The organism is Rhodococcus sp. P14, from assembly GCF_000256505.1.
Lineage (GTDB): Bacteria > Actinomycetota > Actinomycetes > Mycobacteriales > Mycobacteriaceae > Rhodococcus > Rhodococcus ruber.
Map to the genome: position 1 here is coordinate 1 of NZ_AJFC01000231.1, position 23,422 is coordinate 23,422.

Annotated in this window: 26 protein-coding genes, 1 tRNA gene, 1 other RNA gene and 1 pseudogene; 12 read left to right on the forward strand and 17 right to left on the reverse strand. The window is 70.8% G+C overall.

Annotation, left to right across the window (positions count from 1 at the left end):
• Both OEY_RS28565 and OEY_RS0116110 read right to left on the reverse strand, forming a co-directional pair.
• Nucleotides 1-241 (reverse strand): glutamate--tRNA ligase family protein (locus OEY_RS28565; RefSeq protein WP_010594876.1); only part of this gene is annotated, 241 nt, incomplete at its 3' end.
• A 61-nt stretch (nucleotides 242-302) separates the two neighbouring features.
• On the reverse strand, nucleotides 303-1,205 hold the full coding sequence (locus tag OEY_RS0116110) for a LysR family transcriptional regulator (RefSeq protein WP_010594877.1): 903 nt from the start codon (nucleotides 1,203-1,205) through the stop codon (nucleotides 303-305).
• A gap of 123 nt (nucleotides 1,206-1,328) precedes the next feature.
• On the opposite strand from OEY_RS0116110, the gene OEY_RS0116115 reads away from it, so the two are divergent.
• Both OEY_RS0116115 and OEY_RS0116120 read left to right on the forward strand, forming a co-directional pair.
• Entirely contained in the window at nucleotides 1,329-2,714 is a 1,386-nt protein-coding gene (locus tag OEY_RS0116115; protein WP_010594878.1) for an MFS transporter, read from the forward strand.
• The gene (locus tag OEY_RS0116120) at nucleotides 2,711-3,448 is read left to right on the forward strand and encodes a 3-hydroxybutyrate dehydrogenase (protein WP_010594879.1); all 738 of its coding nucleotides are present in this window, start codon (nucleotides 2,711-2,713) and stop codon (nucleotides 3,446-3,448) included. The genes OEY_RS0116115 and OEY_RS0116120 overlap by 4 nt, the downstream gene beginning before the upstream one ends.
• Nucleotides 3,449-3,551: 103 nt before the next feature.
• Here the strand turns inward: OEY_RS0116120 and OEY_RS0116125 are convergent, their stop codons facing one another.
• From OEY_RS0116125 to OEY_RS0116145, 5 genes are all read right to left on the reverse strand, one after another.
• The gene (locus tag OEY_RS0116125) at nucleotides 3,552-4,136 is read right to left on the reverse strand and encodes a TetR/AcrR family transcriptional regulator (protein WP_010594880.1); all 585 of its coding nucleotides are present in this window, start codon (nucleotides 4,134-4,136) and stop codon (nucleotides 3,552-3,554) included.
• Between the two features lie 98 nt (nucleotides 4,137-4,234).
• Nucleotides 4,235-4,885 (reverse strand): superoxide dismutase family protein, encoded by a 651-nt coding sequence (locus OEY_RS0116130; RefSeq protein ID WP_029540066.1) that lies wholly within the window; start codon nucleotides 4,883-4,885, stop codon nucleotides 4,235-4,237.
• Nucleotides 4,886-4,933: 48 nt separating this feature from the next.
• Nucleotides 4,934-5,338, reverse strand: a complete 405-nt coding sequence (locus OEY_RS0116135) for a membrane protein (protein ID WP_010594882.1) — start codon at nucleotides 5,336-5,338, stop codon at nucleotides 4,934-4,936.
• A 246-nt stretch (nucleotides 5,339-5,584) separates the two neighbouring features.
• A complete protein-coding gene (locus tag OEY_RS0116140; RefSeq protein WP_017681589.1) occupies nucleotides 5,585-7,105 on the reverse strand; it encodes a metallophosphoesterase in 1,521 nt (506 codons plus the stop codon).
• 41 nt (nucleotides 7,106-7,146) lie between these two features.
• Entirely contained in the window at nucleotides 7,147-7,704 is a 558-nt protein-coding gene (locus OEY_RS0116145) for a TIGR03086 family metal-binding protein (RefSeq protein WP_010594884.1), read from the reverse strand.
• 130 nt (nucleotides 7,705-7,834) lie between these two features.
• On the opposite strand from OEY_RS0116145, the gene OEY_RS0116150 reads away from it, so the two are divergent.
• A complete protein-coding gene (locus OEY_RS0116150) occupies nucleotides 7,835-8,980 on the forward strand; it encodes an RNA-guided endonuclease InsQ/TnpB family protein (protein ID WP_010594885.1) in 1,146 nt (381 codons plus the stop codon).
• A gap of 34 nt (nucleotides 8,981-9,014) precedes the next feature.
• On the opposite strand, the gene OEY_RS0116155 is transcribed toward OEY_RS0116150, so the two are convergent.
• A complete protein-coding gene (locus tag OEY_RS0116155) occupies nucleotides 9,015-9,827 on the reverse strand; it encodes a helix-turn-helix domain-containing protein (protein WP_172603542.1) in 813 nt (270 codons plus the stop codon).
• Nucleotides 9,828-9,887: 60 nt separating this feature from the next.
• Nucleotides 9,888-10,538: a YoaK family protein gene (locus tag OEY_RS0116160; protein WP_010594887.1), complete on the reverse strand. Its 651-nt coding sequence runs from the start codon at nucleotides 10,536-10,538 to the stop codon at nucleotides 9,888-9,890.
• A 134-nt stretch (nucleotides 10,539-10,672) separates the two neighbouring features.
• On the opposite strand from OEY_RS0116160, the gene OEY_RS0116165 reads away from it, so the two are divergent.
• A complete protein-coding gene (locus OEY_RS0116165) occupies nucleotides 10,673-11,692 on the forward strand; it encodes a GmrSD restriction endonuclease domain-containing protein (RefSeq protein ID WP_010594888.1) in 1,020 nt (339 codons plus the stop codon).
• 140 nt (nucleotides 11,693-11,832) lie between these two features.
• On the opposite strand, the gene OEY_RS0116170 is transcribed toward OEY_RS0116165, so the two are convergent.
• A tRNA-Ser gene (locus OEY_RS0116170) sits at nucleotides 11,833-11,920 on the reverse strand.
• A 117-nt stretch (nucleotides 11,921-12,037) separates the two neighbouring features.
• Here OEY_RS0116170 and ffs point away from each other — a divergent pair.
• An RNA gene (ffs, locus tag OEY_RS29830) (signal recognition particle sRNA small type) lies at nucleotides 12,038-12,132 on the forward strand.
• A 49-nt stretch (nucleotides 12,133-12,181) separates the two neighbouring features.
• Nucleotides 12,182-13,471, forward strand: coding sequence for an aminotransferase class I/II-fold pyridoxal phosphate-dependent enzyme (locus OEY_RS0116175; protein ID WP_026138147.1), 1,290 nt, complete (start codon nucleotides 12,182-12,184; stop codon nucleotides 13,469-13,471).
• A gap of 124 nt (nucleotides 13,472-13,595) precedes the next feature.
• Here the strand turns inward: OEY_RS0116175 and OEY_RS0116180 are convergent, their stop codons facing one another.
• Nucleotides 13,596-15,059, reverse strand: a complete 1,464-nt coding sequence (locus tag OEY_RS0116180; RefSeq protein ID WP_157180002.1) for an alpha/beta fold hydrolase — start codon at nucleotides 15,057-15,059, stop codon at nucleotides 13,596-13,598.
• A gap of 87 nt (nucleotides 15,060-15,146) precedes the next feature.
• On the reverse strand, nucleotides 15,147-15,314 hold the full coding sequence (locus OEY_RS30550) for a hypothetical protein (protein ID WP_157180003.1): 168 nt from the start codon (nucleotides 15,312-15,314) through the stop codon (nucleotides 15,147-15,149).
• Nucleotides 15,315-15,578: 264 nt separating this feature from the next.
• On the opposite strand from OEY_RS30550, the gene OEY_RS0116190 reads away from it, so the two are divergent.
• From OEY_RS0116190 to OEY_RS0116200, 3 genes are all read left to right on the forward strand, one after another.
• Complete coding sequence (locus tag OEY_RS0116190; RefSeq protein ID WP_010594892.1) at nucleotides 15,579-16,031, forward strand: DUF6098 family protein; 453 nt, start codon at nucleotides 15,579-15,581, stop codon at nucleotides 16,029-16,031.
• 188 nt (nucleotides 16,032-16,219) lie between these two features.
• Nucleotides 16,220-16,921, forward strand: coding sequence for a ZIP family metal transporter (locus OEY_RS0116195; RefSeq protein ID WP_010594893.1), 702 nt, complete (start codon nucleotides 16,220-16,222; stop codon nucleotides 16,919-16,921).
• A gap of 50 nt (nucleotides 16,922-16,971) precedes the next feature.
• Nucleotides 16,972-17,547, forward strand: coding sequence for an HhH-GPD-type base excision DNA repair protein (locus OEY_RS0116200; RefSeq protein WP_010594894.1), 576 nt, complete (start codon nucleotides 16,972-16,974; stop codon nucleotides 17,545-17,547).
• A gap of 40 nt (nucleotides 17,548-17,587) precedes the next feature.
• Here the strand turns inward: OEY_RS0116200 and OEY_RS0116205 are convergent, their stop codons facing one another.
• From OEY_RS0116205 to OEY_RS0116220, 4 genes are all read right to left on the reverse strand, one after another.
• On the reverse strand, nucleotides 17,588-17,767 hold the full coding sequence (locus OEY_RS0116205; protein ID WP_017682363.1) for a hypothetical protein: 180 nt from the start codon (nucleotides 17,765-17,767) through the stop codon (nucleotides 17,588-17,590).
• Nucleotides 17,768-17,984: 217 nt separating this feature from the next.
• The gene (locus OEY_RS0116210; protein WP_010594895.1) at nucleotides 17,985-18,263 is read right to left on the reverse strand and encodes a GlsB/YeaQ/YmgE family stress response membrane protein; all 279 of its coding nucleotides are present in this window, start codon (nucleotides 18,261-18,263) and stop codon (nucleotides 17,985-17,987) included.
• Nucleotides 18,264-18,414: 151 nt separating this feature from the next.
• A complete protein-coding gene (locus OEY_RS0116215) occupies nucleotides 18,415-18,690 on the reverse strand; it encodes a DUF4193 family protein (RefSeq protein ID WP_010594896.1) in 276 nt (91 codons plus the stop codon).
• Nucleotides 18,691-18,875: 185 nt separating this feature from the next.
• Nucleotides 18,876-19,997 (reverse strand): hypothetical protein, encoded by a 1,122-nt coding sequence (locus OEY_RS0116220; protein ID WP_010594897.1) that lies wholly within the window; start codon nucleotides 19,995-19,997, stop codon nucleotides 18,876-18,878.
• Between the two features lie 306 nt (nucleotides 19,998-20,303).
• Between OEY_RS0116220 and OEY_RS0116225 the strand changes: the two genes are divergently transcribed.
• Both OEY_RS0116225 and OEY_RS31460 read left to right on the forward strand, forming a co-directional pair.
• The gene (locus OEY_RS0116225; protein WP_010594898.1) at nucleotides 20,304-20,633 is read left to right on the forward strand and encodes a hypothetical protein; all 330 of its coding nucleotides are present in this window, start codon (nucleotides 20,304-20,306) and stop codon (nucleotides 20,631-20,633) included.
• A 150-nt stretch (nucleotides 20,634-20,783) separates the two neighbouring features.
• Nucleotides 20,784-21,119: pseudogene (locus tag OEY_RS31460) on the forward strand (YciI family protein); the annotation flags it as partial.
• A gap of 102 nt (nucleotides 21,120-21,221) precedes the next feature.
• On the opposite strand, the gene OEY_RS0116230 reads toward OEY_RS31460, so the two are convergent.
• Complete coding sequence (locus tag OEY_RS0116230; protein ID WP_010594899.1) at nucleotides 21,222-22,016, reverse strand: SDR family NAD(P)-dependent oxidoreductase; 795 nt, start codon at nucleotides 22,014-22,016, stop codon at nucleotides 21,222-21,224.
• Nucleotides 22,017-22,090: 74 nt separating this feature from the next.
• On the opposite strand from OEY_RS0116230, the gene OEY_RS0116235 reads away from it, so the two are divergent.
• The coding region (locus OEY_RS0116235; protein WP_010594900.1) for a DNA polymerase III subunit gamma and tau at nucleotides 22,091-23,422 on the forward strand (1,332 nt) is incomplete at its 3' end.

The window sequence follows — 23,422 nt, forward strand, 5'->3', positions numbered from 1 at the left end:
GGTGGACGACCTCGTCGTCCCAGTCGAGGCCCAGTGCGGCGAGGTCGGCGAGTTGACGTTCCTGCGCGCCCGGCCGGACCCGGTCGAGATCCTCGACGCGGAGCAGAAACCGGCGCCCGGTGCTCCGGGCGAACAGCCACGCGAGGACCGCCGTGCGCAGGTTCCCGAGATGCAGGTCGCCCGACGGGCTCGGGGCGAACCGGCCGGCCCCTGCCCGCGCGTCCCCGGCCGAATGTGACATCTGGTCAGACTATCGACTGCGATGTCACATTCGGTCACGTGTGCGGCGGCCGGGTGGCGGGTCACGCGGCGGGGCGGCCGAGCAGGACGGAACGCTGGGCGTGCACGGTCTCGCGGATCGCGGCGACGACGGCGGCGACCTCCGGCCGGCGCAGCGTCTCCGACCGCGCCACCATCCAGTAGTTCAGCCGCGCCTCCACCTCCGCGGGCAGGATCCGCACCAGGTCGGCGTGCCGGTCGGCCATGAAGCACGGCAGCAACCCGACCCCGGCCGCGGCGCGGGTGGCCTCGACGTGGACGAACACGTTGGTCGAACTCACCGACTCGTGCATGTCCGGGGCGATGCGACGGGCCAGGTCCAGGTCGTCGACCTGCAGCATCGAGTCGATGAAGTACACCAGCGGGTGACGGCCCAGTTCGCGCACCGTCGTGGGAGCGCCGTGCTCGTCGACGTAGGCCCGCGCCGCGTACAGGCCGAGGGTGTAGTCGGCCAGCCGGTGCGCCTCGGCCCGATGCACCTGGGGGCGTCCCACCACCACCTCGAGGTCGAGCCCGGACCGCTGCTGCGACGCGCGACGGGTGGCCGCGACGATCTCCACCGCGACGCCCGGGTGCCGTCGCCGCACCAGCGCGCCGGCCGGCGCCGCGATGTAGGCGCTGAAACCGTCGGTGGCCGAGACCCGCACGACACCCTCGAGGCCGCGGTCCCCGCCGGGACCGGCCAGTCCGGACACGGCGGCCTCGATCCGCTCGGCCGCGGCGAGTGCCGAGCGGCCGAGCTCGGTGAGTTCCCACCCGCCCGACGCGCGGGCCAGCACGCGCCCGCCGAGGCTCTTCTCGAGCGCCGCGATGCGACGGGCGATGGTGGTGTGGTTGACGCCGAGGTCCTCGGCGGCGGTCGTGAACCGACCGGTGCGGCCGACGGCCAGCAGAACCAGCAGGTCATCGGCCGACGGCGCGCTCATATGTGCATTCTTGCAGATCTGCTCTGCGGATCGCGTCATTGTGCATGCAGATCTGCGCATCGATACTCGGCACATGCCTTCAGAAGTGTTGCCCGTCACAGTCGGATCGAGGAGGACGAACCCATGAGTGTCGAACAGTCGCGGCCCGGCGGCCGCGCACCGGACGAGACCCCCACCTCGGGTCTGCGCAAGGTCGTCGGCGCCTCGATGGCCGGCACCGTCGTCGAGTGGTACGAATTCTTCCTCTACGGCACCGCCGCCACCCTGGTGTTCTCCAAGGTCTTCTTCCCCGACAACGGCAACGAACTCGACGCGATCATCGCGGCGTTCGTCACATACGCCGTCGGTTTCGTCGCACGGCCCCTCGGCGGCGTCGTGTTCGGGCACTTCGGTGACAAGTTCGGCCGCAAGAAGCTGCTGCAGACCAGTCTCGTGCTCGTCGGCGTCGCCACCTTCCTCATGGGCTGCCTGCCCACCTTCGGCGCCATCGGCTACTGGGCGCCCGCGCTGCTCGTCACGCTGCGCTTCGTGCAGGGCTTCGCCGTGGGTGGCGAGTGGGGCGGCGCGGTGCTGCTCGTCGCCGAGCACAGCCCGGACCGTTCCCGCGGCTTCTGGGCCTCGTGGCCGCAGGCCGGCGTCCCGATGGGCAACCTCGTCGCCACCGTCGTGCTGCTGGTCCTGACCACGACGCTGTCCGACGCGGCGTTCCTCTCGTGGGGCTGGCGCATCGCGTTCTGGCTGTCGGCGGTCATCGTCCTGGTCGGCTACTACATCCGCACCAAGGTCACCGACGCACCGATCTTCCTCGAGGCTCAGCGTGAGGCCGAGCAGCTGAAGTCCAGCTCGTACAGCGTCGTCGAGGTCGTCAAGCGCTACCCGCGCGGTGTGTTCACCGCCATGGGCCTGCGTTTCGCCGAGAACGTCATGTACTACCTCGTCGTCACCTTCTCGATCACGTACCTCAAGGTGGTCGTCGGCGCGGACACCGCCACCATCCTGTGGTGGATGCTCGCCGCGCACGCCGTGCACTTCGCGATCATCCCCGTCGTCGGGCGCCTGTCCGACACCTTCGGCCGCCGCCCGGTGTACATGGTCGGGGCCGTCACCGCCGGCACCTGGGGCTTCTTCGCCTTCCCCATGATGGACAGCGGCCACAACGCCCTGGTGATGTCCGCCATCGTCATCGGCCTGGTGTTCCACGCGTTCATGTACGCCGGTCAGCCCGCGATCATGGCCGAGATGTTCCCGACCCGGATGCGCTACGCGGGTGTCTCGCTCGGCTACCAGGTGACCTCCATCGTCGCCGGCTCGCTCGCACCGATCATCGCGACCGCCCTGCTCAGCCGCTACGGCAGCGCCGTCCCCATCGCGGTCTACCTGGCCGTGGCGTCGGTGGTGACGATCATCGCCGTCGTCGCCGCCCGGGAGACCAAGGGGATCAGCCTGCGCGACGTCGACGCCGCGGACGTGCGGGCCGTCGACGCCGAGAAGACGGCGGTGCCCGCATGAGTGCCCGCACCGCACTGGTCACCGGCGGAGCGAGCGGCATCGGCGCTGCCTGTGCCCGGGAACTCGCCGCCCGCGGCGTGCACGTCACCGTCGCCGACGTCGACGAGGTGGCCGCCAAGACCCTCGCCCACGACATCGGGGGACGGGCGTGGGGGGTGGACCTGCTCGACACCGACCAGCTCGACGGGCTCCGGCTCGAGGTGGACATCCTCGTCAACAACGCCGGCATCCAGGTCGTCCGGCCGATCGAGGAATTCGCGCTCACCGATTTCCGCCGCATCCAGACGCTCATGGTGGAAGCGCCGTTCCTGCTCGTGAAGGCGGTCCTTCCGCACATGTACGAGCGCGGTTTCGGGCGCATCGTCAACGTGTCGTCGGTGCACGGCCTGCGGGCGTCGGCCTTCAAGTCCGCGTACGTCACCGCCAAGCACGGCCTCGAGGGGCTGTCGAAGGTCACGGCCGTCGAGGGCGGTCCGCACGGCGTCACCAGCAACTGCGTCAACCCGGGTTACGTGCGAACGCCATTGGTGGAGAAGCAGATCGGTGACCAGGCCCGGCTGCACGGCATCGACGAGGAACGCGTGCTCGCCGACGTGCTGCTCACCGAACCCGCGATCAAGCGGCTCGTCGAACCCGAGGAGGTGGCCTCCCTCGTCGCGTGGCTGGCCTCGGACGACGCCGGCATGGTCACCGGCGCGTCCTACACGATGGACGGCGGCTGGACCGCGCGCTGACCCACCCCCGGGGTGCGTGGTGCGTGGGTGTGTGGCCGAATGTCACATCGCGTCGATCAGATCGACCGCGTGTGACATTCGGCCACAAGCATTCTGGAAGCAGTCAGCGGGCGTCGGCGCCGTCGAGGGACAACTGGATCTGGGTGTGCAGCGCGTGGGTCAGGTACTCCGGCGGATACAGTTCCGGACTGGCGATCGCGTCGAGAGCCAGACCGTTGACCGCGGCCAGCAGCAGAGCCGCCCGGGTCTCGGCCTCCGCGGTGCCCATCCGGATCAGGACGGCGGACACCGCGGTGCGCATCGTGAACAACGTCGTGTGCCGGATCCTGCTCAACGAGGGCGACGTCGCGGCGCGCACGGTGAACGCCGCCATCACGTGTGCCTCGGCGCTGCGCTGCTCGTCGAGCGGCAGCAACTGGCTCAGCGCCGCGAACAGGGTGCGCGCCGGATCGATGTCCGGGTCGACGGTGCTCAACCGCGTCAGCACCCGCTCGGCGAGCGAACGGAACGAGTAGGCGAGCATCTCGTCCTTGGTGGGGAAATGGTGCTGGACGGCGCCGATCGATACACCCGCATGGCTGGCCACCTCGCGCACGCTGGCGCCGTCGAGCCCGATCCGTGCCGCGACCTCGAGCAGGGCAGCGGCGAGACGCGTGGGGCTGGTGGTGGCATAGGGACGCGCGCGCATGGATGCACCGTACCTGCAGGTATCTCCATACGTCGGTATGGGGCACCGCACGACACCTGCCCGATGTGTCCGGTCCACCTTCCGCGGTCGGACCCCGGTCAGAAATCCTCGTCGACGCAGGCCAGACGAGCACCGGCCATGCCGGCCTCCCCGGGGCCGGTCTTGGTGCGCTCGGCGTGGAGCACCACCGAATTCGCCTCGTCGTCGCGGAACTCCCAGTCGACCGTCGTCGACGCCTGAGCGTTGCCGTTGCCGTCGGTGGTGATGTCGAGCCAGACCTCGTTCCCGGGATTGGCGAAGGCGGGATCCGTCGACGGGGATTGCGGGGTGGCCGCCGGGTCCACGTCGTTCTGATAGTGCGGACCGGCGTCCGACGGCTTCGGCCCGCACGGCTGCGTGTGGACGTGCACGCCGAAGTCACGGGTGGGTGCCAGCCCGCTCGCCTCGAGCGTGACCGTCGTGCGTCCACCCTCCTCCTCGGATTCGACGGTCACCGTCGAACCGACTGGGACGGCGGCCTCGTCGTAGGTGAATGCGTTGTCGTCGCCACCGCCTGCGCCGGGCAGCTCGAAGGCCACTCCGTCCGTGCCGGGCAGTGCCGTGGGCATGCCGGTGGTCGTCGTCTCCGAGGTGGGGGGCGTCTCGACGGTGGCCTGGTTCTCCGTCGAGGAATCATCGCCGCCGCACCCCGCGACGACGAGTGCGGTCAGGGACACGCCTGCGATAAGGGTTGTGCGTCGTGTGTTCATGTGTCGGCGGTACCCACGGTGCGTCGTGCCGAACCCGCGACGGGACCCTTACCTGGACATCCCGCCGATGATCAGGGACAGGCCCGCCCCGAGGAGCCAGACGTCCTTGGCGATCGGCGTGCCCTGCTGGGTCGGGCGGAAGGATCCGCCCTCGTGCATGCCGGGCATCTTCCAGTACATCGCGAGCAGGCCCGAACTGAACGCTGTCAGTGCGGAACCGGCCACCACGGGGGAGACGAAGGGGGCCAGCAGCAGGGCGCCGACGCCGATCTCGGCGGTCGACAGGGTCTGGCCGAACGTCTCCGGCCGCATCTTCCCGAGCCGGGGGAGCGCCTTGCTCGCCATGTCCTGCAGCCCGGCCGCGGCCTCGGGCGGGAGATCGCGCTTGCCCAGCCCGGAATTGAGGATGAAGGCGCCGGTGGCCAGCCGGAGCGGAACGTTGCTCAGTCGCACGGGAACCTCCGGAGGATCGGATGCCGCTGATTATCCCGCATTCCCCCGGCGGCGGGAACTCCCCGCGGCCGGGTACGGCCGGCGGCTCCTCTTCGGCAGCGTCCGTCCGCCGGCCGCCCACGGTGACGCGACCGCTGCGAACCGCGGAGCGCACCGCGGGCGACGCCGCCGACGCGCTCGGGGAGTCCCGCCCCGGAAGCCGCGCGGCGACCGCCGAATCTGCCTCGGCGGCAGGGTGATCCGTGCTCATCCGGGTATCACCGCGCGGGGCACGCCGGCACGCAACTGCACGTCCACCACGAAATCGCCGTCCTCGGGGGTGTAGCGGCGGCGCGGGTCGTGGTCCTCCACCCGGAAACTGTCGAGGGCGGGCGAGTGGGTGGTGACGGCGACCGTGCCGCCGTCGAGATCGAACTGCAGCAACCGCTGGAATCCCGTCGCGCGCCGGCCGTCGACGAGGAAGTACTGATAGTCGGCGAGCATCTCGACCACGCGCCGGTCACTGCCGGGGATCGGGCGGTCGGTCACCGTCGTCTGCCCGTCGACGTGCCCGGACAGCACCATGAACACCGACTCGTGCGGCACGACGAGCCGGTTCCAGATCTGCTGGCCGGAACTGCCGCCGATGTCGCCGAATCCACTCATCCGGAGACGGCCGTCCTCGTCGAGGTAGTAGTGCGCGGCGACGATCGTGTTGCGGTCGGGATGGGCGGCCAGCACCCCCTCGGCCCAGTGCATCACGTGCTCCGGCGGGTTGTAGCCGAGGTAGAGGACGAGGAAGGGGGTGCCGGCGATCTCGAACAGGTCGTAGTGCGCCGAATTGTCGGCGTCGGTCACCGAGTCACCCCACTGCGGCCGGTCGCGGTACCGCTGCGGCCCGAAGTACTCGTTGTACAGCGCATGGTTGCGTTCGTGCTCGCCCGGCACGAGCCGGCCGGCGACGTTCCACAGGTTGTCGTGGTTGCCGGGCAGGACCCCGTAGGGCACGCCGGCCGCCTCGAGAATTCCCATCGCCTCCGACGCGACCTCGAACTCCGTGCGGGCGCGGGCGTCCGGGGCGCCCGGCCGGATCCACGACTGGATCAGGTCCCCGGTGTGCACGGCGTAGGCGATCTTCCGGGCACGGGCCTGCTGCGCCGTCCACGTGGTCATGTCCCGGAAGACGGCGGTGTCGTCGCGGGCGAGGTACTGGGTGTCGGTGAGGTGCTGGATCGCGAAGTCGTAGTCCGCCGGGTCGGCGAACGCCTGGTCCGGTGCGGCGTCGCGGAAGCTCCGGTCGCGACGGGGCGCGTCGATCACCAGGATCTCCAGGGGGCCGGCGACGTCGGTGACCCGCGCCTCGAGCACGATCGGTCCGCCGGGCACCTCGGGCCGCGCGACGGCCCGCGGCTCGCCCCACGAACCGTCGGTGCGCACGTGCAGGGCGAGGTCGTCGAGGTTGACGCTGCGGCCCTGCCACCGGAGCGTCACCGACTCGGTTCCGGGGGGAAATTCGAGTTCGTAGCGGACATAGGGATACTCGTCGAACTCGTCGCCGACGGACGCCGGTGCGCCGCGCTCGCCGACGGCGCGCGGGAGCGGCGGGTCGGCGGAATCGGTCACCCCCGCGTACATCGTCGCGGACGTCGCCGGGACGTCGGCGGTCAGTCCCGTCGCCGGGATGCCGACGGACGTGACGGGCGCGGGCGGGGTGACCTCGGCGGGACCGGACAGGAGGGCGGCCACGGCCAGCAGCGACACCGGAAGCCACCAGCCCGGAGCGCGCATGCCCCGAGGCTACCGCCGGTCAGGCGCGAGGTTACCGCCGATCAGGCGCGACGCCCCAGGTGCGCGAGCACCCGGGTCTGCCGGTCGGCGTCCGCGGGCACCTCGACGGCCGGTCCGCAGACTCCCTCCATCCGGATCGAGTCACCCAGGGCCTGCGCCGTCGCCTCCACGAAGTCGAGGTCCTCGTCGTCGACGGTGTCGTCCAGGCCGGCGGCGCGGGCGAGGTCCCAGGCGTGCACCACGAGGTCGAAGTTGTAGAACCGCGCGACGGTCGCGGCGAGGGTGGTGCGGCCGAAGTGGCCGTCGTACTCGAGGCCGGCGCGCCACGGATCGTCGAGGATCGTCTGCATGCCGTCGCGGGTGGCGGCCCAGGCTCCGGCCGGGTCGGTGTCCGGCGACGGGCCGGCGGGCAGTTCCAGGCCGACGACGGGGACGATCTGCCGTTGCGTGTCGACGACGTGCCGCAGCACGTCGCGGGCGGACCAGCCCGCGCAGGGCGACGGCGCGTCCCATCGGTCGGCGGGCACGGCCTCGACGCGTGCGGTGAACTTCGCCGCGAGTTCGCGGTAGTGACGGGCGGGGGAGAGGGTCTCGGTCATCTGGTGTTCGGCGCGGATACTGCCTCGTTGACGAGGGAGCACAAGCGCCGTCCTCCTTTCTCGGTGTCGGGGTGGTGTCGGGCACACGTGTCGGTGGGTGCGGCTACCGTGCCGGGCATGGGGGGGCGAGGTGGTGCGCTACAACTACCGGTTGCGGCCGGGCCGCGCCGCCGAACGTGCCCTGCTCGACGAGTGGCATCGCTGCCGGTTCCTGTGGAACGAGGCGGTCCACCAACAGAAATCCGGTGCGAGACCCACCTTCGGGAAGCTGAGCAGACTGCTCACCCGGGCGCGGCAGCAGTCGTCGTGGCTGCGGGCCGGATCCCAGGTGGCCCAGCAGCAGACGCTGCGGACCTACGCCCGCGCCCTGGACGACTCGTTCCGGATCACCGGGCGGGGCCGGCCGCGGTGCAAGGCCCGCAAGAAGGCGTTGCCGACGCTCGAGTACACCCGCCGCGGCTTCACCCTGCGCGAGGGCCGGTTGGTGCTCGCCAAGGGGGTCAGTGTCCCGGTGGTGTGGTCGCGGGAGTTGCCGTCCGAGCCGTCGAGTGTGCGCATCACCCGGGATCCGCTGGGGCACTGGTACGCCTCGTTCGTCGTCACCCGCGATGCCGAACCGGTGCCCGCGGCCCCCGAGGGTTCGGCGATCGGTGTCGACTGGGGCGTGAGCAGGACCGCGACCACCACCGACGAACGGTTCGACCTGCCGCACCGGCAGCACCGCAGCCGCTGCGCGGCGGAGCTGGCCAAGGTGCAACGCACGATGACGCGCCGGCGACCGGGCAGGGGACGCCCGGCGTCGAACGGCTACCGGCGGGCCCGTAAGCGGGCGGCGAAGATCCAGCAGAAGGCCGCGGCGCGGACCCGGCACGAGGCGCGGGTGTGGGCGCGGCGGGTGGTCGCCCAGCATGCGGTGATCGCGGTGGAGGATTTCCGGCCGCGGTTCCTGGCCAAGTCCACGATGGCGCGCAAGGCCGCGGACGCGGCGATCACCGCGACCAAACGCGAACTCGTCGAGCGGGGCAGGCGGGCCGGCCGGAAGGTGGTGCTGGTGCGGCCCGCGTACACGAGCATGACGTGTTCGAGGTGTTTCGCGAGAGCCAAGCAGCCCCTCGGACTCGAGCAACGCATCTTCCGGTGCCCAGCCTGCGGCTACAGCGGATGCCGGGATCGGAACGCTGCCGGAGTGGTTCTGGCTGTGGCGGAGCGTGGCCACACCGGTGTCGACGACGTCAGACAAGCGGATCACCTCCTCGGTGGTGCGGTTGCGGTCTGAGCCGGGAATCTCCAGCCTTCAGGCAGGAGAGGCGTTAAGCCACGGATTCTTCCGCCCCGCGGTCGCCGAGGGATTGGATACTTCGGACATCGAGGGCCGAGCCCGGGCCGTGCCACCGCGGCGCCTCCCCGGCGAGCAGGGCGGTGGGCGTCAGGGTGGAGATCCTGCGCGTCTCCCGGTTCAGGTGCGACTGGTCGCTGTAGCCGGCGGCCGCGGCGAGCTCGGCCAGGCCGCGCGCGGGTGCGGCGTCGGCCAGGGCCATGAACCGCTGCAGGCGCAGGATCGATCGCAACGTGGCCGGGCCGTACCCGAACGCCTCGTTGCAGCGGCGCTGCAGCTGACGTTCGGTGAGCGCGGCGGTCTCGGCGAGCGCGCCGACGCTCCACGAGTGTCCGGAGAGCGCCTGCCGGAGATGCCCGATCAGCGGGTCGGGAGCAAGGCCGTGCGCGAGCCAGCGCCGCACCGCGGATTGGAACACCTCGAGCCGTTCGGGGGCGGTCCGGGCGTTGTCGAGCCGGTCGGCGAGTGGTCGGGCCCCTGCCGAGCCGATCAGGTCGTCCAACCCGACGCGGGTATCGCGGAGTTGCGCGGCCGACGCGCGCAGGGCGAACGAGGCGAGACCGGGGCGGAACCGCACCCCGGCGGAGACGATGCCGGGCGGCAGGGTGAACGACCACGCGGACGTTTCCGGGCCGCACACGCGGATGCCGACGCCGGCGATCCACAGGACGTCGACGCATCCGTCCGGCACGAGGAGGTGACTCTGCCCGTCGGAGACCGCCGACCACACGCACACCACGTGCTCGGCGAGGTCCGCGCTGGGAGCGCTCGGCACATACCACCTCATGGCCCACGAGCGTAGGCGCCGGCACCGACAACCGCTGCCCGCCTGGGGAACCGGACTCCGCTACGGCCGGTACGGCAGGTGCCGCACCGCGAGGGTGAGCGCGACGGCGGCCGCGGTGGCGATCCACAGGGCGTGCAGTCCGAGCATCCGATGCGCCGCGGCGCCGCCGACGGCGCCGGTCACCAGTCCCAGCCACAGACCCAGGTACGGCAGCCAGGTCCAGCGGGGTCCGCCGAACATCGCGGCGGCGAGCCGCTGCCCGATCTTGACGAGCGCCCCGGTCATGTACGTCAGGGCCACGCTCACCTCACCGTCGCGCTGGAACACCGAGTTCTCCGCACCCATGGCGAGGGTCATCGCCACCACCGCGACGGGCGTCCAGCCCGCGGTGTGGGCGAGCGCCCCGAGCAGCAGGAGCGCGGAGACCGTGGCGAGCACGGCGGTCTTGCGGGCGCGACGGCTGCGGTCGGACAGTTGCGCGACCACCCCACCGAGGACGACGCCGACGAGGAACAGGCCGATGACCCCGGCGGTGAGCGCGGCGGGACCCCAGGTGCCCTCGGCCAGGCCGACGCTCAGCCGGGTGGAGTTCCCGCTCATGAACGACACGAACACGCCGCCGAGGGTGATGAACCCGAGGGCGTCGACGAACCCGGCGAGGCCCGACAGTGCGACGGCGAGGGCCGTGAGTTGTCTGCCGTATCCGACCACGGACGAATCGTAATCAATCCGTGCTGTTACCTCTGGTAACGAAAGGGATGTCCGGTGCGACCTCCCGGAAACACCCTTTCGTTCCCCCGCGGAGGGTGCTGCCGTGCCGCATCCCGCCCCCAGGAGTACCCAGCGTGTTCGCCTCACCGTCCCGCCAGTCCCCGCATCACCGCACACAGGGATGGAGCGCCGGACTCGCTGCGGCGGCCCTGCTGCTGACCGGATGCGCCACGGCGACCGACATCGGCACCCGGACCCACGCGCCCACCGTCGCCGCGACCCCGACGACCACCCCCGCACCGGCCCCTGCGACGCCGCCGACCCCCGTCCCTGCCGACGTGTCCGCCACGCCGGCGCTGGCCGCGCTCGCGACCCTGCCGATCAAGGGCCGAGCACCCAAGACCGGCTACGACCGTGAGCTCTTCGGACCGGCGTGGAGCGACGACGTCGACGTCGACGGCGGCCACAACGGGTGCGACACCCGCAACGACATCCTGCGGCGCGACCTGGTCGACATCACCTACAAGACCGCCACCCGGGACTGCGTCGTCCTCTTCGGCACCCTCCACGACGCCTACACGGGCACGACCATCGACTTCCGTCGCGGCCAGGACACCTCCGCCGACGTGCAGATCGATCATGTCGTCGCACTGTCCGACGCGTGGCAGAAGGGCGCCCAGCAGCTCGACGAACAGACCCGCGCGAACTTCGCCAACGATCCCCGCAACCTGCAGGCCGTCGACGGTGCCGCCAACCAGCAGAAGGGCGACGGCGACGCCGCGACCTGGCTGCCCCCGAACCGGTCGTACCGGTGCACGTACGTCGCGCGCCAGATCGAGGTCAAGGCCCTCTACGGGTTGTGGGTGACCCAGGCCGAGCACGACGCGATGGTCCGTGTCCTCACCGGGTGCGGTGCCGCCGCCCCTGCCACGACCCCGGTCCCGGAACCCGCGCCTGCCACGAACCCGGTCCCCGCGCCTGCCACGACCCCGGTCCCGGAACCCGTCCCGTCGGTGGCTCCGGAGCCGGCTCCGGCCGTGGTGTACCGCAACTGCGCCGAGGCGCGGGCCGCCGGCGCGGCGCCGCTGTACGCCGGTCAGCCCGGGTACAGCGAGAACATGGACGGTGACGGCGACGGCGTCGCCTGCGAGTGAGCTGTGGTGGACAGCCGCGCCTCGTTCAGTCGTACGCACCCGCAATTGCGGCAGCGGATGACTGTCGACCGCGCGACTGCGTGCCCGACGAACGACAACGGCCCGTGACCGGTGTTTCCACTGGTCACGGGCCGTTGCCGTGGCGGAGGATAGGGGATTTGAACCCCTGAGGGCGTTAACCCAACCCGCGTTCCAGGCGAGCGCCATAGGCCACTAGGCGAATCCTCCGTGGGGAAGCATACCGAATACGACCTGGTAGATGCCAAACGGGGAGGTCGCCGCAGGTTTCGGAGGGGTGCGGCGGGGTCGATTCACGGTCGCGGGCGATGTGTGTCTACACTGGCCGATGGATCCCGCGCGGCGCGCATCCTGTGAACTCCCCCAGGGCCGGAAGGCAGCAAGGGTCAACGGGCTCTGCCGGGTGCGCGGGGTCCCCTAGCTTCCGATGCCGATGCCCGTGCCGTTGGGCGCGGTGAAAGGTCCTTCCGCATGCCTACCCAAACCCAGATTGGGTTGATGAGCCATGAGGAACTCGTCGCAGAGCACGAGCGCCAGTCCCACAACTACGCGCGACTCGAAGCCGAGAAGCTGACGCTGGACCTGACTCGCGGCAAGCCCTCCCCCGAGCAGCTCGACCTCTCCGCGGAGTTGCTGTCGCTGCCCGGGGTCGACGACTACCGCGACGCGTCCGGCACCGACTGCCGCAACTACGGCGGCCTGCGCGGACTGCCCGAACTGCGCGCCATCTTCGGGGAGCTCCTGAACATCCCCACCGAGAACCTGATCGCCGGCAACAACGCAAGCCTCGAGATCATGCACGACCTGATCGTGGCGTCGCTGCTGCACGGCACGGTGGATTCGCCGCGCCCGTGGTCCCAGGAGCCCGTCGTCCGGTTCCTGTGCCCCGCGCCCGGCTACGACCGGCACTTCGCGATCACCGAGTCGTACGGGATCGAGATGATTCCGGTGCCCATGCGCGACGACGGACCGGACATGGCGAAGGTCGCCGCGCTCGTCGGCTCGGACCCGCAGATCAAGGGCATGTGGGCGGTCCCCACCTACTCGAATCCGACCGGTGTCGTGTTCTCCGAGCGCGTCGCCCGCGAACTGGCGTCGATGCCGACGGCCGCCCCGGACTTCCGGATCTTCTGGGACAACGCGTACGCCGTGCATCCCCTGGTCGAGGAACCGGCTCCCGCCCTGGACATCCTGGGCATGGCGGCCGAGGCCGGTCATCCGAACCGCGTGTTCGTCCTCGCCTCGACATCCAAGATCACCTTTGCGGGCGCCGGCGTCAGCTTCTTCGGCAGCTCGGCCGAGAACCTGGCGTGGTACGAGAAGTTCCTCGGTATCAAGACCATCGGCCCGGACAAGGTGAACCAGCTGCGTCACCTCCGCTTCTTCGGTGACGCCGACGGGGTGCGGGCACACATGGCCAAGCACCGCGAACTGCTCGCGCCGAAGTTCGCGCTCGTGCTGAAGATTCTCGAGGACCGGCTCGGGTCGTCGAAGGTGGCGTCCTGGACCGAGCCGAAGGGCGGCTACTTCATCAGCCTCGACGTGGTGGAGGGCACCGCCAAGCGGGTCATCTCCCTCGCGAAGAACGCAGGGATCGCGCTGACCGCGGCGGGCTCGGCGTTCCCGTACAAGAACGACCCCGACGACAAGAACATCCGGCTCGCTCCGAGCTTCCCGTCGCTGGACGAGCTCGCCACCGCCATGGACGGCGTCGCGACGTGTGTGCTCCTCGCGGCGACCGAGAAGGCCCTCGGGAAGTAGTCGGCGAGCAGTTCCGTCCCTCGGCCCGGTCGTCACACGACGGCCGGGGCCGAGCGTATCCCCCACCTGTGGACAACTCTGTGGACAAGCCGTGGACAACCGGTGGAGAACCGGCCGCCCGTCGTCACCGGCCGGACGTCCTCGGGATCACGTCGTCTCGAAGCAGCTGCTCCACGGCGTCGGCCTGCTCGAATGCGACCGCATGGGCAGCGTCGTCGAACGTGATCAGTCTCTTCTCCGGCGCGTCGAGCAGGGTGAACCATTCCAGGAGCAGTTCCCGGCGCCCGTCGAGTTCGGCCGCCCCGTCGAGGATGTACACCGGCACCTCGAGCCGGGTCGCATCCCGCCGGAAGTCGATGTCCTGGATCTGCGGATACATCACGGTGAAGGTGTCGATCAGCCCCCGCAGCACGTTCGCCTTGTCCATCAGCGAGTACTCGGTGCCGAGAATCCCGAAGCCGTCCAGGCCGCTCGCCTCGCCCCGCGCGCGATACCCCGCCGCCGGCTCGTACGGATCGTAGAGGTGGTCGTAGGCAGCGAGTATCTGCGCGTTCGCCCACGGGATGTCCGCATACGGCGGCTCCCCGATCTCCTGCAGGGTCGCCGCGAGGTCCGTGTCACCGGTCCGGGTCGCGTACTCCTGCAGATCGCGGTAGATCCGGCGGTCCGTCTCCCGGACGTTCACCATCTGTCCGCTGCCGAGGTACGCGGCGAACAGGTCGGGGCGCTGCTGCACGGTGCGGACACCGAGGATCGTGCCCCACGACTCACCCATGAGATAGATCCGGTCCTCGTCGAAGCGGTCCCGGAGATACTCGGCGACCTCGACGGTATCGGCGACGACCCGCTCGAGGGTGGTCTCGTCGGTCGGGAACAGCGCGCCGTAGGATTTGCCGTTGCCGCGCTGGTCGTAGGTTGCGAACACGACGTCGTCCACCCACGGCTCCGCCAGGGCGCGTGCCAGCGCCATGTCGGACTGGCCGGGGCCGCCCGACAGGTACAGCAGCACAGGCCTCCCGGGATCCGCGGCGCGGATCATCAGCGCGTGGTCGTCGCCGCCCAGCGACACGGTCTCGAGAGCCGCCACTCCCACCGGCTGCCCGTCGGGCCCGAGCACGGCAGGTGTGGAGGCCGGCCGGACGACCAGGGCTGCCAGTACGAGCGTCAGCACGCCGAGGACCGAGGTGAGCACGAGTCCTCGACGGGGACCGGGTGGGGTCCCGGCGCGCCGTCGGGTGAGCGCGACCCCGAGGCGGGCACCGACCAGCATCGGCAGCACCAGCAGGATCGCGTGCAGGCCTCGGCTCACCGTCAGCGCCAGCACGCCGTAGATCGAGTCGAGCCGCACGTCGTCGATCGTCGGTACCGACACGTCCAGCCGGACGATCTCCAGTGCAATGCCGTAGGCGAGGACGAGCGGAACCACCATCCAGGCCGAGCGCCCGGCCCAGCCGCCGACCGCACCGAGCAGCAGGCCGGACGTCATCACCGCAAGCGCGTGGACCGTCGTGACCGGCCCCACGGGGAGCGTCGCCGCGGTGACCGCGCCTGCCACGGCCGCCGTGACGAGCGCGAGCGCGATCCTCACGCCCGAACCGGCCTGGACCATCCGCCCCCCTTCCGAGTGCGCGCCGGCCGCGCGGCCGAACACCGCACCACTACGGTCGAACCCGTGTCACATTCGGTCCGAGGCCGCCGCGTCCTCGACGTACCGGTCGATCTGTTCGCGCCAGAACTCCCGGACGCTCTCCGCGGAATTTCCCGCACCGATCGCGTGTGCGACGAGGTCCCGGACGTCTTCGAGAACGCGCGTGTACTCCGATTCTTCGCCGTGGAGTGGCATATCCGAACGATACTCCGGCACGCCGTCGCGGACGGCGCGCTTCTCGCCCCCATGCCCGCTCGTGCGATCCACCGCGGATCGCGTTGCGTGGGTCGGACCCGGATTCGGGAGTATCGTGCGGGTCAGCGGGTGTCCTGCGACGCTCGCGCCGGAACCGTCGACGAAGGGAGCCGTCGTGGGCACCGGTGAGCCGATCCGACGACGGCGGTCCTCGCCTCGCCCGGTGCCGGACCCGAGCTGACGGCCGGACGAGACGCGTCGACGATGCTGCGCGAGGAGATGTATCCCGATCCCGACGACATGCAGGTGATCACCGGTCTCGACCAGCTCGCTGCGCTCGTCGCCGGGAATCCGCTCCTTTACCTGCGTTTTTCCCGGGGGCCGGCGGCGGACGCTGCGGACGGTCCCACGCGCGATCGGGCGGCCAACCTCACCCTGCCGGGGTGGTCCGTCCTTCCCGTTGCCCCGGAACCGTGGTGGCGGCGTCCTGTCGAGGACTGGGTTGCGCGTCGGATCCACCGGTACGCCGCCGGCGACGAGACCGACGGGCGTTTCCTGTGGTTGCTCGAGGGCACGATGGTCGGCCGTGGCCTCGACCAGGAGCCGTTGGTGATCGACATCCGCCCGCACGCCCGGTTGAGCCCGAAGGTGCTGGGGGAGGCGGAAAGACGTTACCGCGAGCGTTTCGAGGTGGAGCCGGGTTCCAGGCAGTGGTGAGGCGGCGGCCGCTCGCTCTGCCGCCGCGACAGGACGCTACCGGGCGCCGGTGCGCAGGTCGCTACGCGCCGGTGTCGAGGACGTCGACCCCGGGACGGCTGCGGCGCCCTGGGTGACCGCCGTCGCGGACGGAAGTGTTCGGTATTGGCATGCAACATCTCTCGTTGCTGCAGTCGTAGAGTGATCCGGTGCTGACCGCCCTCTGGTACGGACTGGGAACTGCGGTGCCCCTGTTCGCCGGTGCCCTCGTCGGGCTCCGGTACGACCTACCCCGACCTCTGCTCGCGGCGCTGATGGCCTTCGGTGCAGGCGCCATGGTCGCCGCGGTGTCCACCGAACTGTTCGCGCCCGCCTTCGCGGACCAGGGCCTGTGGTCCGCCGGCGGTGCGCTGTTGCTCGGGGCCTCGGTGTACGTCGTCGCCGATCGGCTGATCGAGCGCAGGCTCGGCACCGCTGCCCTGGGGTGGGCCCTGATGCTCGGGGCATTGCTCGACGGGATCCCCGAGAACGCCGCCCTGGGGGTGACGCTCGCCGGCGCCGGCGCCGGCGGCGGTGGACTGGTGCTGCTGGTGGCCGTCGCGGTCGGCAACCTGCCGGAGGCCGTGGCCGGTGCCGCGTCGATGCGCTCGAACTTCGATCGGCGGAAAGCCGTGCTCATCTGGGGTATCACGGCGACACTGCTGGTGCTCGTGGTGGTGCTCGCGACGGCGTACGCCGACTCGCTGCCCCCCGCCGGCATCTCACTCGTCCAGGCCTTCGCCGGCGGCGCGACGATCGCGGTCATCTCCGACTCACTGATGCCGGAGGCATATCGGGAGGGTGGCTGGTGGGTCGGAATCTCCACGGCCCTCGGCTTCCTGGTGGCGTTCGCGTTGGGCGGCCAGGGCTGATCGTCGCGCCGTTCGCTCGCCGGACTCCCGTGGATGCGAGGATCGTGAGCATGGCACCGACCTTGAACCTCGTAGGTGATGCCGACGCCGATGCGTTGCTCGCCGCCGACCCGCTCGCCCTGCTCATCGGGATGCTCCTCGATCAGCAGGTGCCGATGGAGACCGCGTTCGCGGGACCGAAGAAGCTCGCCGACCGCCTCGGCGGTCTGGACGTGCACCGGATCGCCGAGGCCGATCCGGACGAGTTCGCCGCGATCTGCTCCGGGCCGCCGGCCGTGCACCGGTTCCCCGGATCGATGGCCAAGCGGATCCAGGCGCTGTGCGCCGAGATCGCGGACCGCTACGACGGTGACGCGGCGGCCCTGTGGACGAGTGGCGACCCCGACGGCAGGGAGGTGCTGAAGCGCCTGAAGGCCCTGCCCGGCTACGGCGACCAGAAGGCCCGGATCTTCCTCGCCCTACTGGGAAAGCAGATCGGGGTGCGACCCGAGGGCTGGCGGGAGGCTGCGGGGGAGTACGGCGAGGACGGGTCACGGCGGTCCATCGCCGACGTCGTCGATGCACAGACCCTGCAGGAGGTCCGGGAGTTCAAGAAGGCGTTGAAGGCAGCCGCCGGGAAGAAGTGAGCCTGCACGGCCCGGATCGGCGAGCCCGTCGGCCGGCGGCTCAGGTCTTCTTCCGGGGCGACCGGCGTCGCTTCGGGGCCTGCGGGGGCTCCGGGACGTCGGCCGGACGCCCGGTCAGCGCCTCCACGACGGCGGCGAGGTCCTCCTGGGACAGCTCGTGGGTCTCCTGGGTGCGGCTCCCGGAAGCAGAGCGCGCCTTCGTTGCTGCGGTGTCGTCCATCGGTGTCCCTCTCGTCGCTCGCCGGTGGTTCCGGGATGACCCCCACGCTCACCGCACGCGCCATCCACCCGGTCAGCATGCCGGAAAGGTCCCCTTTTCGCAGCGGGCGACGCCCGACACGCCCGGCGAGGATCCGGCTCGCGCAGCGCGGCGGCCTCCCGTGCCCCGGAACGGGGTGACGGGAGGCCGCCGCGTGTGTGGTGACTGAACTGCGAGACTACCGGCGGGGGACCGGGCGGCGACCGGGGACGGCCTTGACCACGAACAGCAGGATCACCGCACCGAGGAGGCAGGTGAGGAAGCTGAAGATCAGTCCGCCGCCTTCGACGTCGACGCCGAAGAGCTTGAGCAGGAAGCCACCGAGCAGGCCGCCGATGACACCCACGACGATGTTCAGCAGGATCCCCTGCTGCTCGTCGGTCTTCATGATCTTGCTGCCGATCCAGCCGGCGAGGCCGCCGATGATGATCCACCCGATGATTCCGAGTCCGAGCACGCTCCACTTCCCTTCGTTCGGGGACCCTTCCGGTCCCCTCCGGTCTTCACCCGCCGCTGCCGGCGTGGTCACGACTACTGTTACCCCGGACGGTCGAGAACTACACCTTGGCGGAAAACCGTTCTCGTTCCGCCCTTTCGATCGAGATCCGTCAGCTGCAGTCCCGGCAGCGCGTCGTGCCGTCGTCGGACCGTGCGAGCCGGCTGTGGTGATGGACGAGGAAGCAGCTGTCGCAGACGAACTCGTCGCTGCGCCGCGGCACGACCGGGGCGGTGAGCTCCTCGCCGGACAGGTCGGCGCCGGGGAGTTCGAAGAACTCGGCGATGTCGCCGTCGTCCGGCTCCACCGTCTCGCTCACCGCCGGGAGCGTGGGGGTGGTCAGCTCGTCCGTGTCGAGCTCTTTACGGGTGTCGTAGTCGAGTGTCATGACCCCTCCTGTGCTGGCCGCGATTACTTGTCGGTGTCACCTTCCGGCGGGTGCCGATGGGGGCGACGCCGGGCCGTGATCGCCCTCCTTTACCCGGGCCGGCGCGATGCCAAACCACGTCCGTCGGAAACCGGTGAGCCGGGAAGACTCCCCGGCCGTGCGGGGTGCCGTCGCGCGGTGGCCGGTCAGCCGGTGGCCGGGGTCGACTCGGCGGAGTCCCCGGTGGTTCCGAACTGTTCGATCACGCCCCACAATTCGTCGTCGGGGCCGACGTCGTACGTGCAGGCGTCCGGCCGGGGGTCGGGCACGAACGCCCAGATGAGCGCCCCGGCGGTCCCGGCCGCCTTCTGTCCCGCGATCTTCGTGGCGATGTGCTCGGCGCGGTCGGCCGTGGCGCCGCACCGGCCCGCCAGCTCGCCGATCTCCGCCACCAGGAGTGGTTTGCCGATCTGCCGGGCCTGGGTGATGCGGCGTGCCAGACCGTTCCACTGGTCGCCCGGAAGGGGGACCGCGTCGGCGCCGTAGTCGTGGTACTGGACGACGTCCACCCACGGCGACGAGCCGACCGTCGCGTACTCGTCGCCCTGGGTGCCGCACTGCCCGCCGCCGGTGAACCCCGCGGTGATCAGGGTGCGCGGATCGAGGGCGCGGACCTGGGCCCCCGCGACGTCGAAGAACCCGCGCAGGACGGCCGCTGCGTCCGGCGGGCACCGCCGCAGCCACCACGAGCACTCGGCATCGGTGCACACGCTGGTCTCGGGTTCGCCGACGAGTTCCCAGGCGGCCAGAACGGGGGAGTCCTTCCATCGCGTCACCGCCGTCGTCACCCAGTCCCGGAAGCTCAGGACTTCGCGCTCGTGATCGACCGGCTCCGTCCATCCGTCCAGATACCACTGCCGGTCCTTGAACACCTCGTCCTCGCACGCGCCGTCCTGGGCGGCGAGGACCGGGATCACGAGTTGGCCGTGGGCCTCGGCCGCGGCGAACACGGCATCGAGCGGGCCGAAATCGAGCTCGCCGGTGAACCGGTCGACGGCCAGAGCCTGGAACGCGTTGAAGCGGGTGAGCGAATGTGGCGGCAGGGCACCGAAGTAGGCGTCCAGATCGACCATGGCGCCGCAGCCCCAGTTCACCGCCCAGTTCGTGCCCAGCTGGTAGGCGTTGAAGCCGGTCGGCCACCAGGGCTGCCCGTCGAGTCGCAGCCCCGTGCCGTCGGTGGTGACCCGCGCGCCCGGATCCGGATCGGCGGTGGCGGTACCGGTGGTGCCCATCGCCACGGCGAGGATCGCCAGGGCCGCCGCCCACACCTTCGCCGTCCTCCCCGCGCGCATGAAGGAACTGTACTGGCGCGGAGCCGGATCGGTGAGACGAGCGATCGGAGTCGGCAGCGTTAGCACTCGGCGTCGGCGAGTGCTAATCTGTGCTGCGTAGCAGCCGGGCCGAGGGGTGAGGTCGATACGAGATGTCGTGTGCCGTATCCGTCCCCTCGCGCCGAGCGCCGGTTACCGCGCCGTCGCGGATCTCGGAATTCTTGTCCTGCAGAAGATTCCGTACGGCTCCGCCCTCGCGTGCTGCATTCCGTTCCGCCATCTCCGACGAGGATTCGAAAGACCATGTCCGTCCTGCAGACTCCCTTCCGCTCCGGACCACACCGTTCCCGATTCGACTTCCCCGCCCTGTCGCGGCTGCGTGAGACAGTCGAGGACAACGGAGCCGATCTGGCCCTGATGCTCGGCGCCCTCTCGATCGTGACCTTCTGGACGTTCGGCTTCGGCATTCTGCTCGGTGCGACCGCCCTCGGGACCGGCATCGCCGCCACCCGGCGGCCCGCCGTGTTCACCGACGAAGCGAAGTCCCTCGATGCGCTCGTCGGCATGCTCACCGGCATCTTCGGAATCCTTGCGGGCGTGGTGTTCCTCAGCTGGGCGCTGCCCCATCTCTGACACCTGCCACGACGGGGGCGTGTCGATCCCGTGCTCGGCGCCCGCGGTGCGGGAGCCGGACGCCCGTGGGGCGGACGAGCGAGTCTCGTGCGCAGCGTGCCCGCATCGGCGAGGACGGGTCCGATCCCCGGGGAACAAGGAGCCGACGCAATGACGAAGTACCTGATCTCGTTCCCGAGTGGCGCCATGGTCGTTCCCGACGGGGAAATGCAGGCAGTGTCGGATGCGGCGCACGCGGTGGTGGAGGAGGCGAAGGACGCCGGCGTCTGGGTGTTCGGCGGTGGAATCGACGAGAGCGTTCCGCCGGTCCTCGTCGAAGGGGACGGCAAAGTGACCGCCGGCACGTACCCGCAGACCGAGCAGCTCGCAGGCGGCTTCACGGTACTGGAGTTGCCCTCCCGGGAGGCCGCGCTGGAATGGGCCGCGAAGTTCGCGATCGCCTGCCGGTGCGCGCAGGAGGTGCGCGCGTTCGGGTACGACCCCGCCGGCTCCCGGGGAGTGGCGCGGCATCGCGATGCTCTCCCGCACCTACCGTGCCGCGATCCGCGTCGCTGCGACCCCGATCGAGACCGGCTCGATCGGCACGGCCTACCGGGGCGCGGACGCCGGCTTGGCCATGAACCGGTGGAGGAAGGCCTTCACCGAATCCGGCATCACCGCCGCCGTGAGCGCCATGGTCTTGGACATGGGCGAGCTGGCCACCACCTTCCGCTTGCCCCCGCGCATCGCCTCGTAGCCCTTGCGGGCGACCTTGGCCGGGTCGTCCTTCGGGCCGCGAGCGATCGGCGCGTCCGCCATCTCGGCCTTGCGGAAGAACGGGGTGTCGGTCGCCCCCGGCATCAGCGCGGTGACGGTGACCCCCGTCCCGCGCAGTTCCTCGTGCAGTCCCTCGGAGAACGACTGCAGGAACGACTTGGAGGCGTTGTAGACCACCTGGTAGGGCCCGGGCATCTCCGAGACCACCGACGAGGTGATCAGTACGCGGCCGGCGCCCCGCGCGGTCATCCCGTCGAGAACGTACTTGGCCAGGTGCACGGTCGAACGCACGTTGACGTCCACCACCTCGAGCTGGTCGTCGAGGCCGGTGTCGACGAACAGGCCACCCTGCCCGGTGCCGGCGTCGAGCGCCGCGGCGGCCAGCGGCCGGCCCGTGGCGGTCACGGCGGCGCACACCTCCTCCACGCCCGCCGCCGTCCGTAGGTCGGCGCGCACCGGAATCGTGGCGGCGCCGGCGGCGGCGAGTGTGCGGGTGGCGTCGTCGAGGGCATCGGAGTGGGCCACCAGGATGAGGTCGTAGCCGTCCCGGGCGAACAGTCGGGCGAGTTCCAGGCCGATTCCGCTCGACGCTCCGGTCACCAGGGCCAACGGTCGTGTTCCGGTCATGGCCGTCGGATACCCGCATCGCTTCGTCGCAACCACGCGGCCGGTCTGTCGGTCGGCGCCGGTAGTCTCGGCGCGTGGCCCTCTACCGTAAGTACCGACCGGCGACCTTTGCCGAGGTGGTGGGTCAGGAGCACGTCACCGAGCCCCTGAGCATCGCCCTCGACGCCGGTCGCATCAATCACGCGTATCTGTTCTCGGGCCCCCGCGGCTGCGGCAAGACCTCCTCGGCCCGGATCCTGGCGCGCTCGCTGAACTGCGCGGAGGGTCCGACGTCGGCGCCGTGCGGGACGTGCCGGTCCTGCGTGGCGCTCGGTCCCGGCGGTGGCGGCAACCTCGACGTCATCGAACTCGACGCCGCGAGCCACGGCGGCGTCGACGACACCCGCGAACTGCGCGACCGCGCCTTCTACGCGCCGGCCGAGTCGCGGTACCGCATCTTCATCGTCGACGAGGCCCACATGGTCACCACGCAGGGCTTCAACGCCCTGCTCAAGATCGTCGAGGAGCCACCGGAGCACCTGATCTTCGTGTTCGCCACGACCGAACCGGAGAAGGTGCTGCCGACGATCCGCTCGCGCACCCACCACTATCCGTTCCGCTTGCTGCCGCCCCCGGTCATGCGCGGGCTGCTCGAGAAGATCTGCACGCAGGAGAACGTGCCGGTCGAGGATGCCGTCTACCCGCTGGTGATCCGTGCGGGCGGGGGCTCGCCGCGCGACTCGCTGTCCGTGATGGACCAGCTCCTCGCCGGCGCCGGCGAGGAGGGCGTGACCTACAGCCGGGCACTCGCGCTGCTCGGGGTCACCGACGTCGCCCTCATCGACGAGGCCGTGGACGCCCTCGCCGCCGGCGACGGGGCGGGACTGTTCGGAACCGTCGAGAAGGTGATGGACGCCGGCCACGACCCACGACGGTTCGCGGTCGACCTGCTCGAGCGGCTCCGTGACCTCATCCTGATGCGGTCGGTGCCCGACGCCGCCGAGCGCGGTCTCGTCGACGCGCCCGGTGACGTGCTCGAGCGGATGCGGGAGGAAGCCGACCGGATCGGTCCCGCCACCCTGACCCGGTACGCGGAGATCGTGCACTCCGGCCTCGGCGAGATGCGCGGGGCCACGGCGCCGCGCCTGCTTCTCGAGGTGATGTGCGCGCGGATGCTGCTGCCGGCCGCGTCCGATTCGGAATCGGCTGTCCTGCAACGTCTCGAGCGTCTCGAAAGCGGGATCGCGGCAGCGCCGCCGGGCGCCGCTGCGCCGGGCACTGCGCCGCCGAGCGTCGCGCCGCGGGCCGTCCCGCCGGTCCCGGCCGCGCCCGCGCCGATCGCGCCCGACGAGCCGGCCGCCAGGTTCCAGCGTCCCTCCCAGCGGCGGGCAGCACCGGCCGCACCCGTCGTCGAGCCCGCACCCGTC

Excerpts from the sequence above, each read along its gene's own strand:
- OEY_RS0116110 (WP_010594877.1), bottom strand. The coding sequence starts at position 1,205 with ATGAGCGCGCCGTCGGCCGATGACCTGCTGGTTCTGCTGGCCGTCGGC.
- OEY_RS0116115 (WP_010594878.1), top strand. The coding sequence starts at position 1,329 with ATGAGTGTCGAACAGTCGCGGCCCGGCGGCCGCGCACCGGACGAGACC.
- OEY_RS0116120 (WP_010594879.1), top strand. The coding sequence starts at position 2,711 with ATGAGTGCCCGCACCGCACTGGTCACCGGCGGAGCGAGCGGCATCGGC.
- OEY_RS0116125 (WP_010594880.1), bottom strand. The coding sequence starts at position 4,136 with ATGCGCGCGCGTCCCTATGCCACCACCAGCCCCACGCGTCTCGCCGCT.
- OEY_RS0116130 (WP_029540066.1), bottom strand. The coding sequence starts at position 4,885 with ATGAACACACGACGCACAACCCTTATCGCAGGCGTGTCCCTGACCGCA.
- OEY_RS0116140 (WP_017681589.1), bottom strand. The coding sequence starts at position 7,105 with ATGCGCGCTCCGGGCTGGTGGCTTCCGGTGTCGCTGCTGGCCGTGGCC.
- OEY_RS0116145 (WP_010594884.1), bottom strand. The coding sequence starts at position 7,704 with ATGACCGAGACCCTCTCCCCCGCCCGTCACTACCGCGAACTCGCGGCG.
- OEY_RS0116155 (WP_172603542.1), bottom strand. The coding sequence starts at position 9,827 with ATGAGGTGGTATGTGCCGAGCGCTCCCAGCGCGGACCTCGCCGAGCAC.
- OEY_RS0116175 (WP_026138147.1), top strand. The coding sequence starts at position 12,182 with ATGCCTACCCAAACCCAGATTGGGTTGATGAGCCATGAGGAACTCGTC.
- OEY_RS30550 (WP_157180003.1), bottom strand. The coding sequence starts at position 15,314 with ATGCCACTCCACGGCGAAGAATCGGAGTACACGCGCGTTCTCGAAGAC.
- OEY_RS0116190 (WP_010594892.1), top strand. The coding sequence starts at position 15,579 with ATGCTGCGCGAGGAGATGTATCCCGATCCCGACGACATGCAGGTGATC.
- OEY_RS0116200 (WP_010594894.1), top strand. The coding sequence starts at position 16,972 with ATGGCACCGACCTTGAACCTCGTAGGTGATGCCGACGCCGATGCGTTG.
- OEY_RS0116205 (WP_017682363.1), bottom strand. The coding sequence starts at position 17,767 with ATGGACGACACCGCAGCAACGAAGGCGCGCTCTGCTTCCGGGAGCCGC.
- OEY_RS0116215 (WP_010594896.1), bottom strand. The coding sequence starts at position 18,690 with ATGACACTCGACTACGACACCCGTAAAGAGCTCGACACGGACGAGCTG.
- OEY_RS0116225 (WP_010594898.1), top strand. The coding sequence starts at position 20,304 with ATGTCCGTCCTGCAGACTCCCTTCCGCTCCGGACCACACCGTTCCCGA.
- OEY_RS0116230 (WP_010594899.1), bottom strand. The coding sequence starts at position 22,016 with ATGACCGGAACACGACCGTTGGCCCTGGTGACCGGAGCGTCGAGCGGA.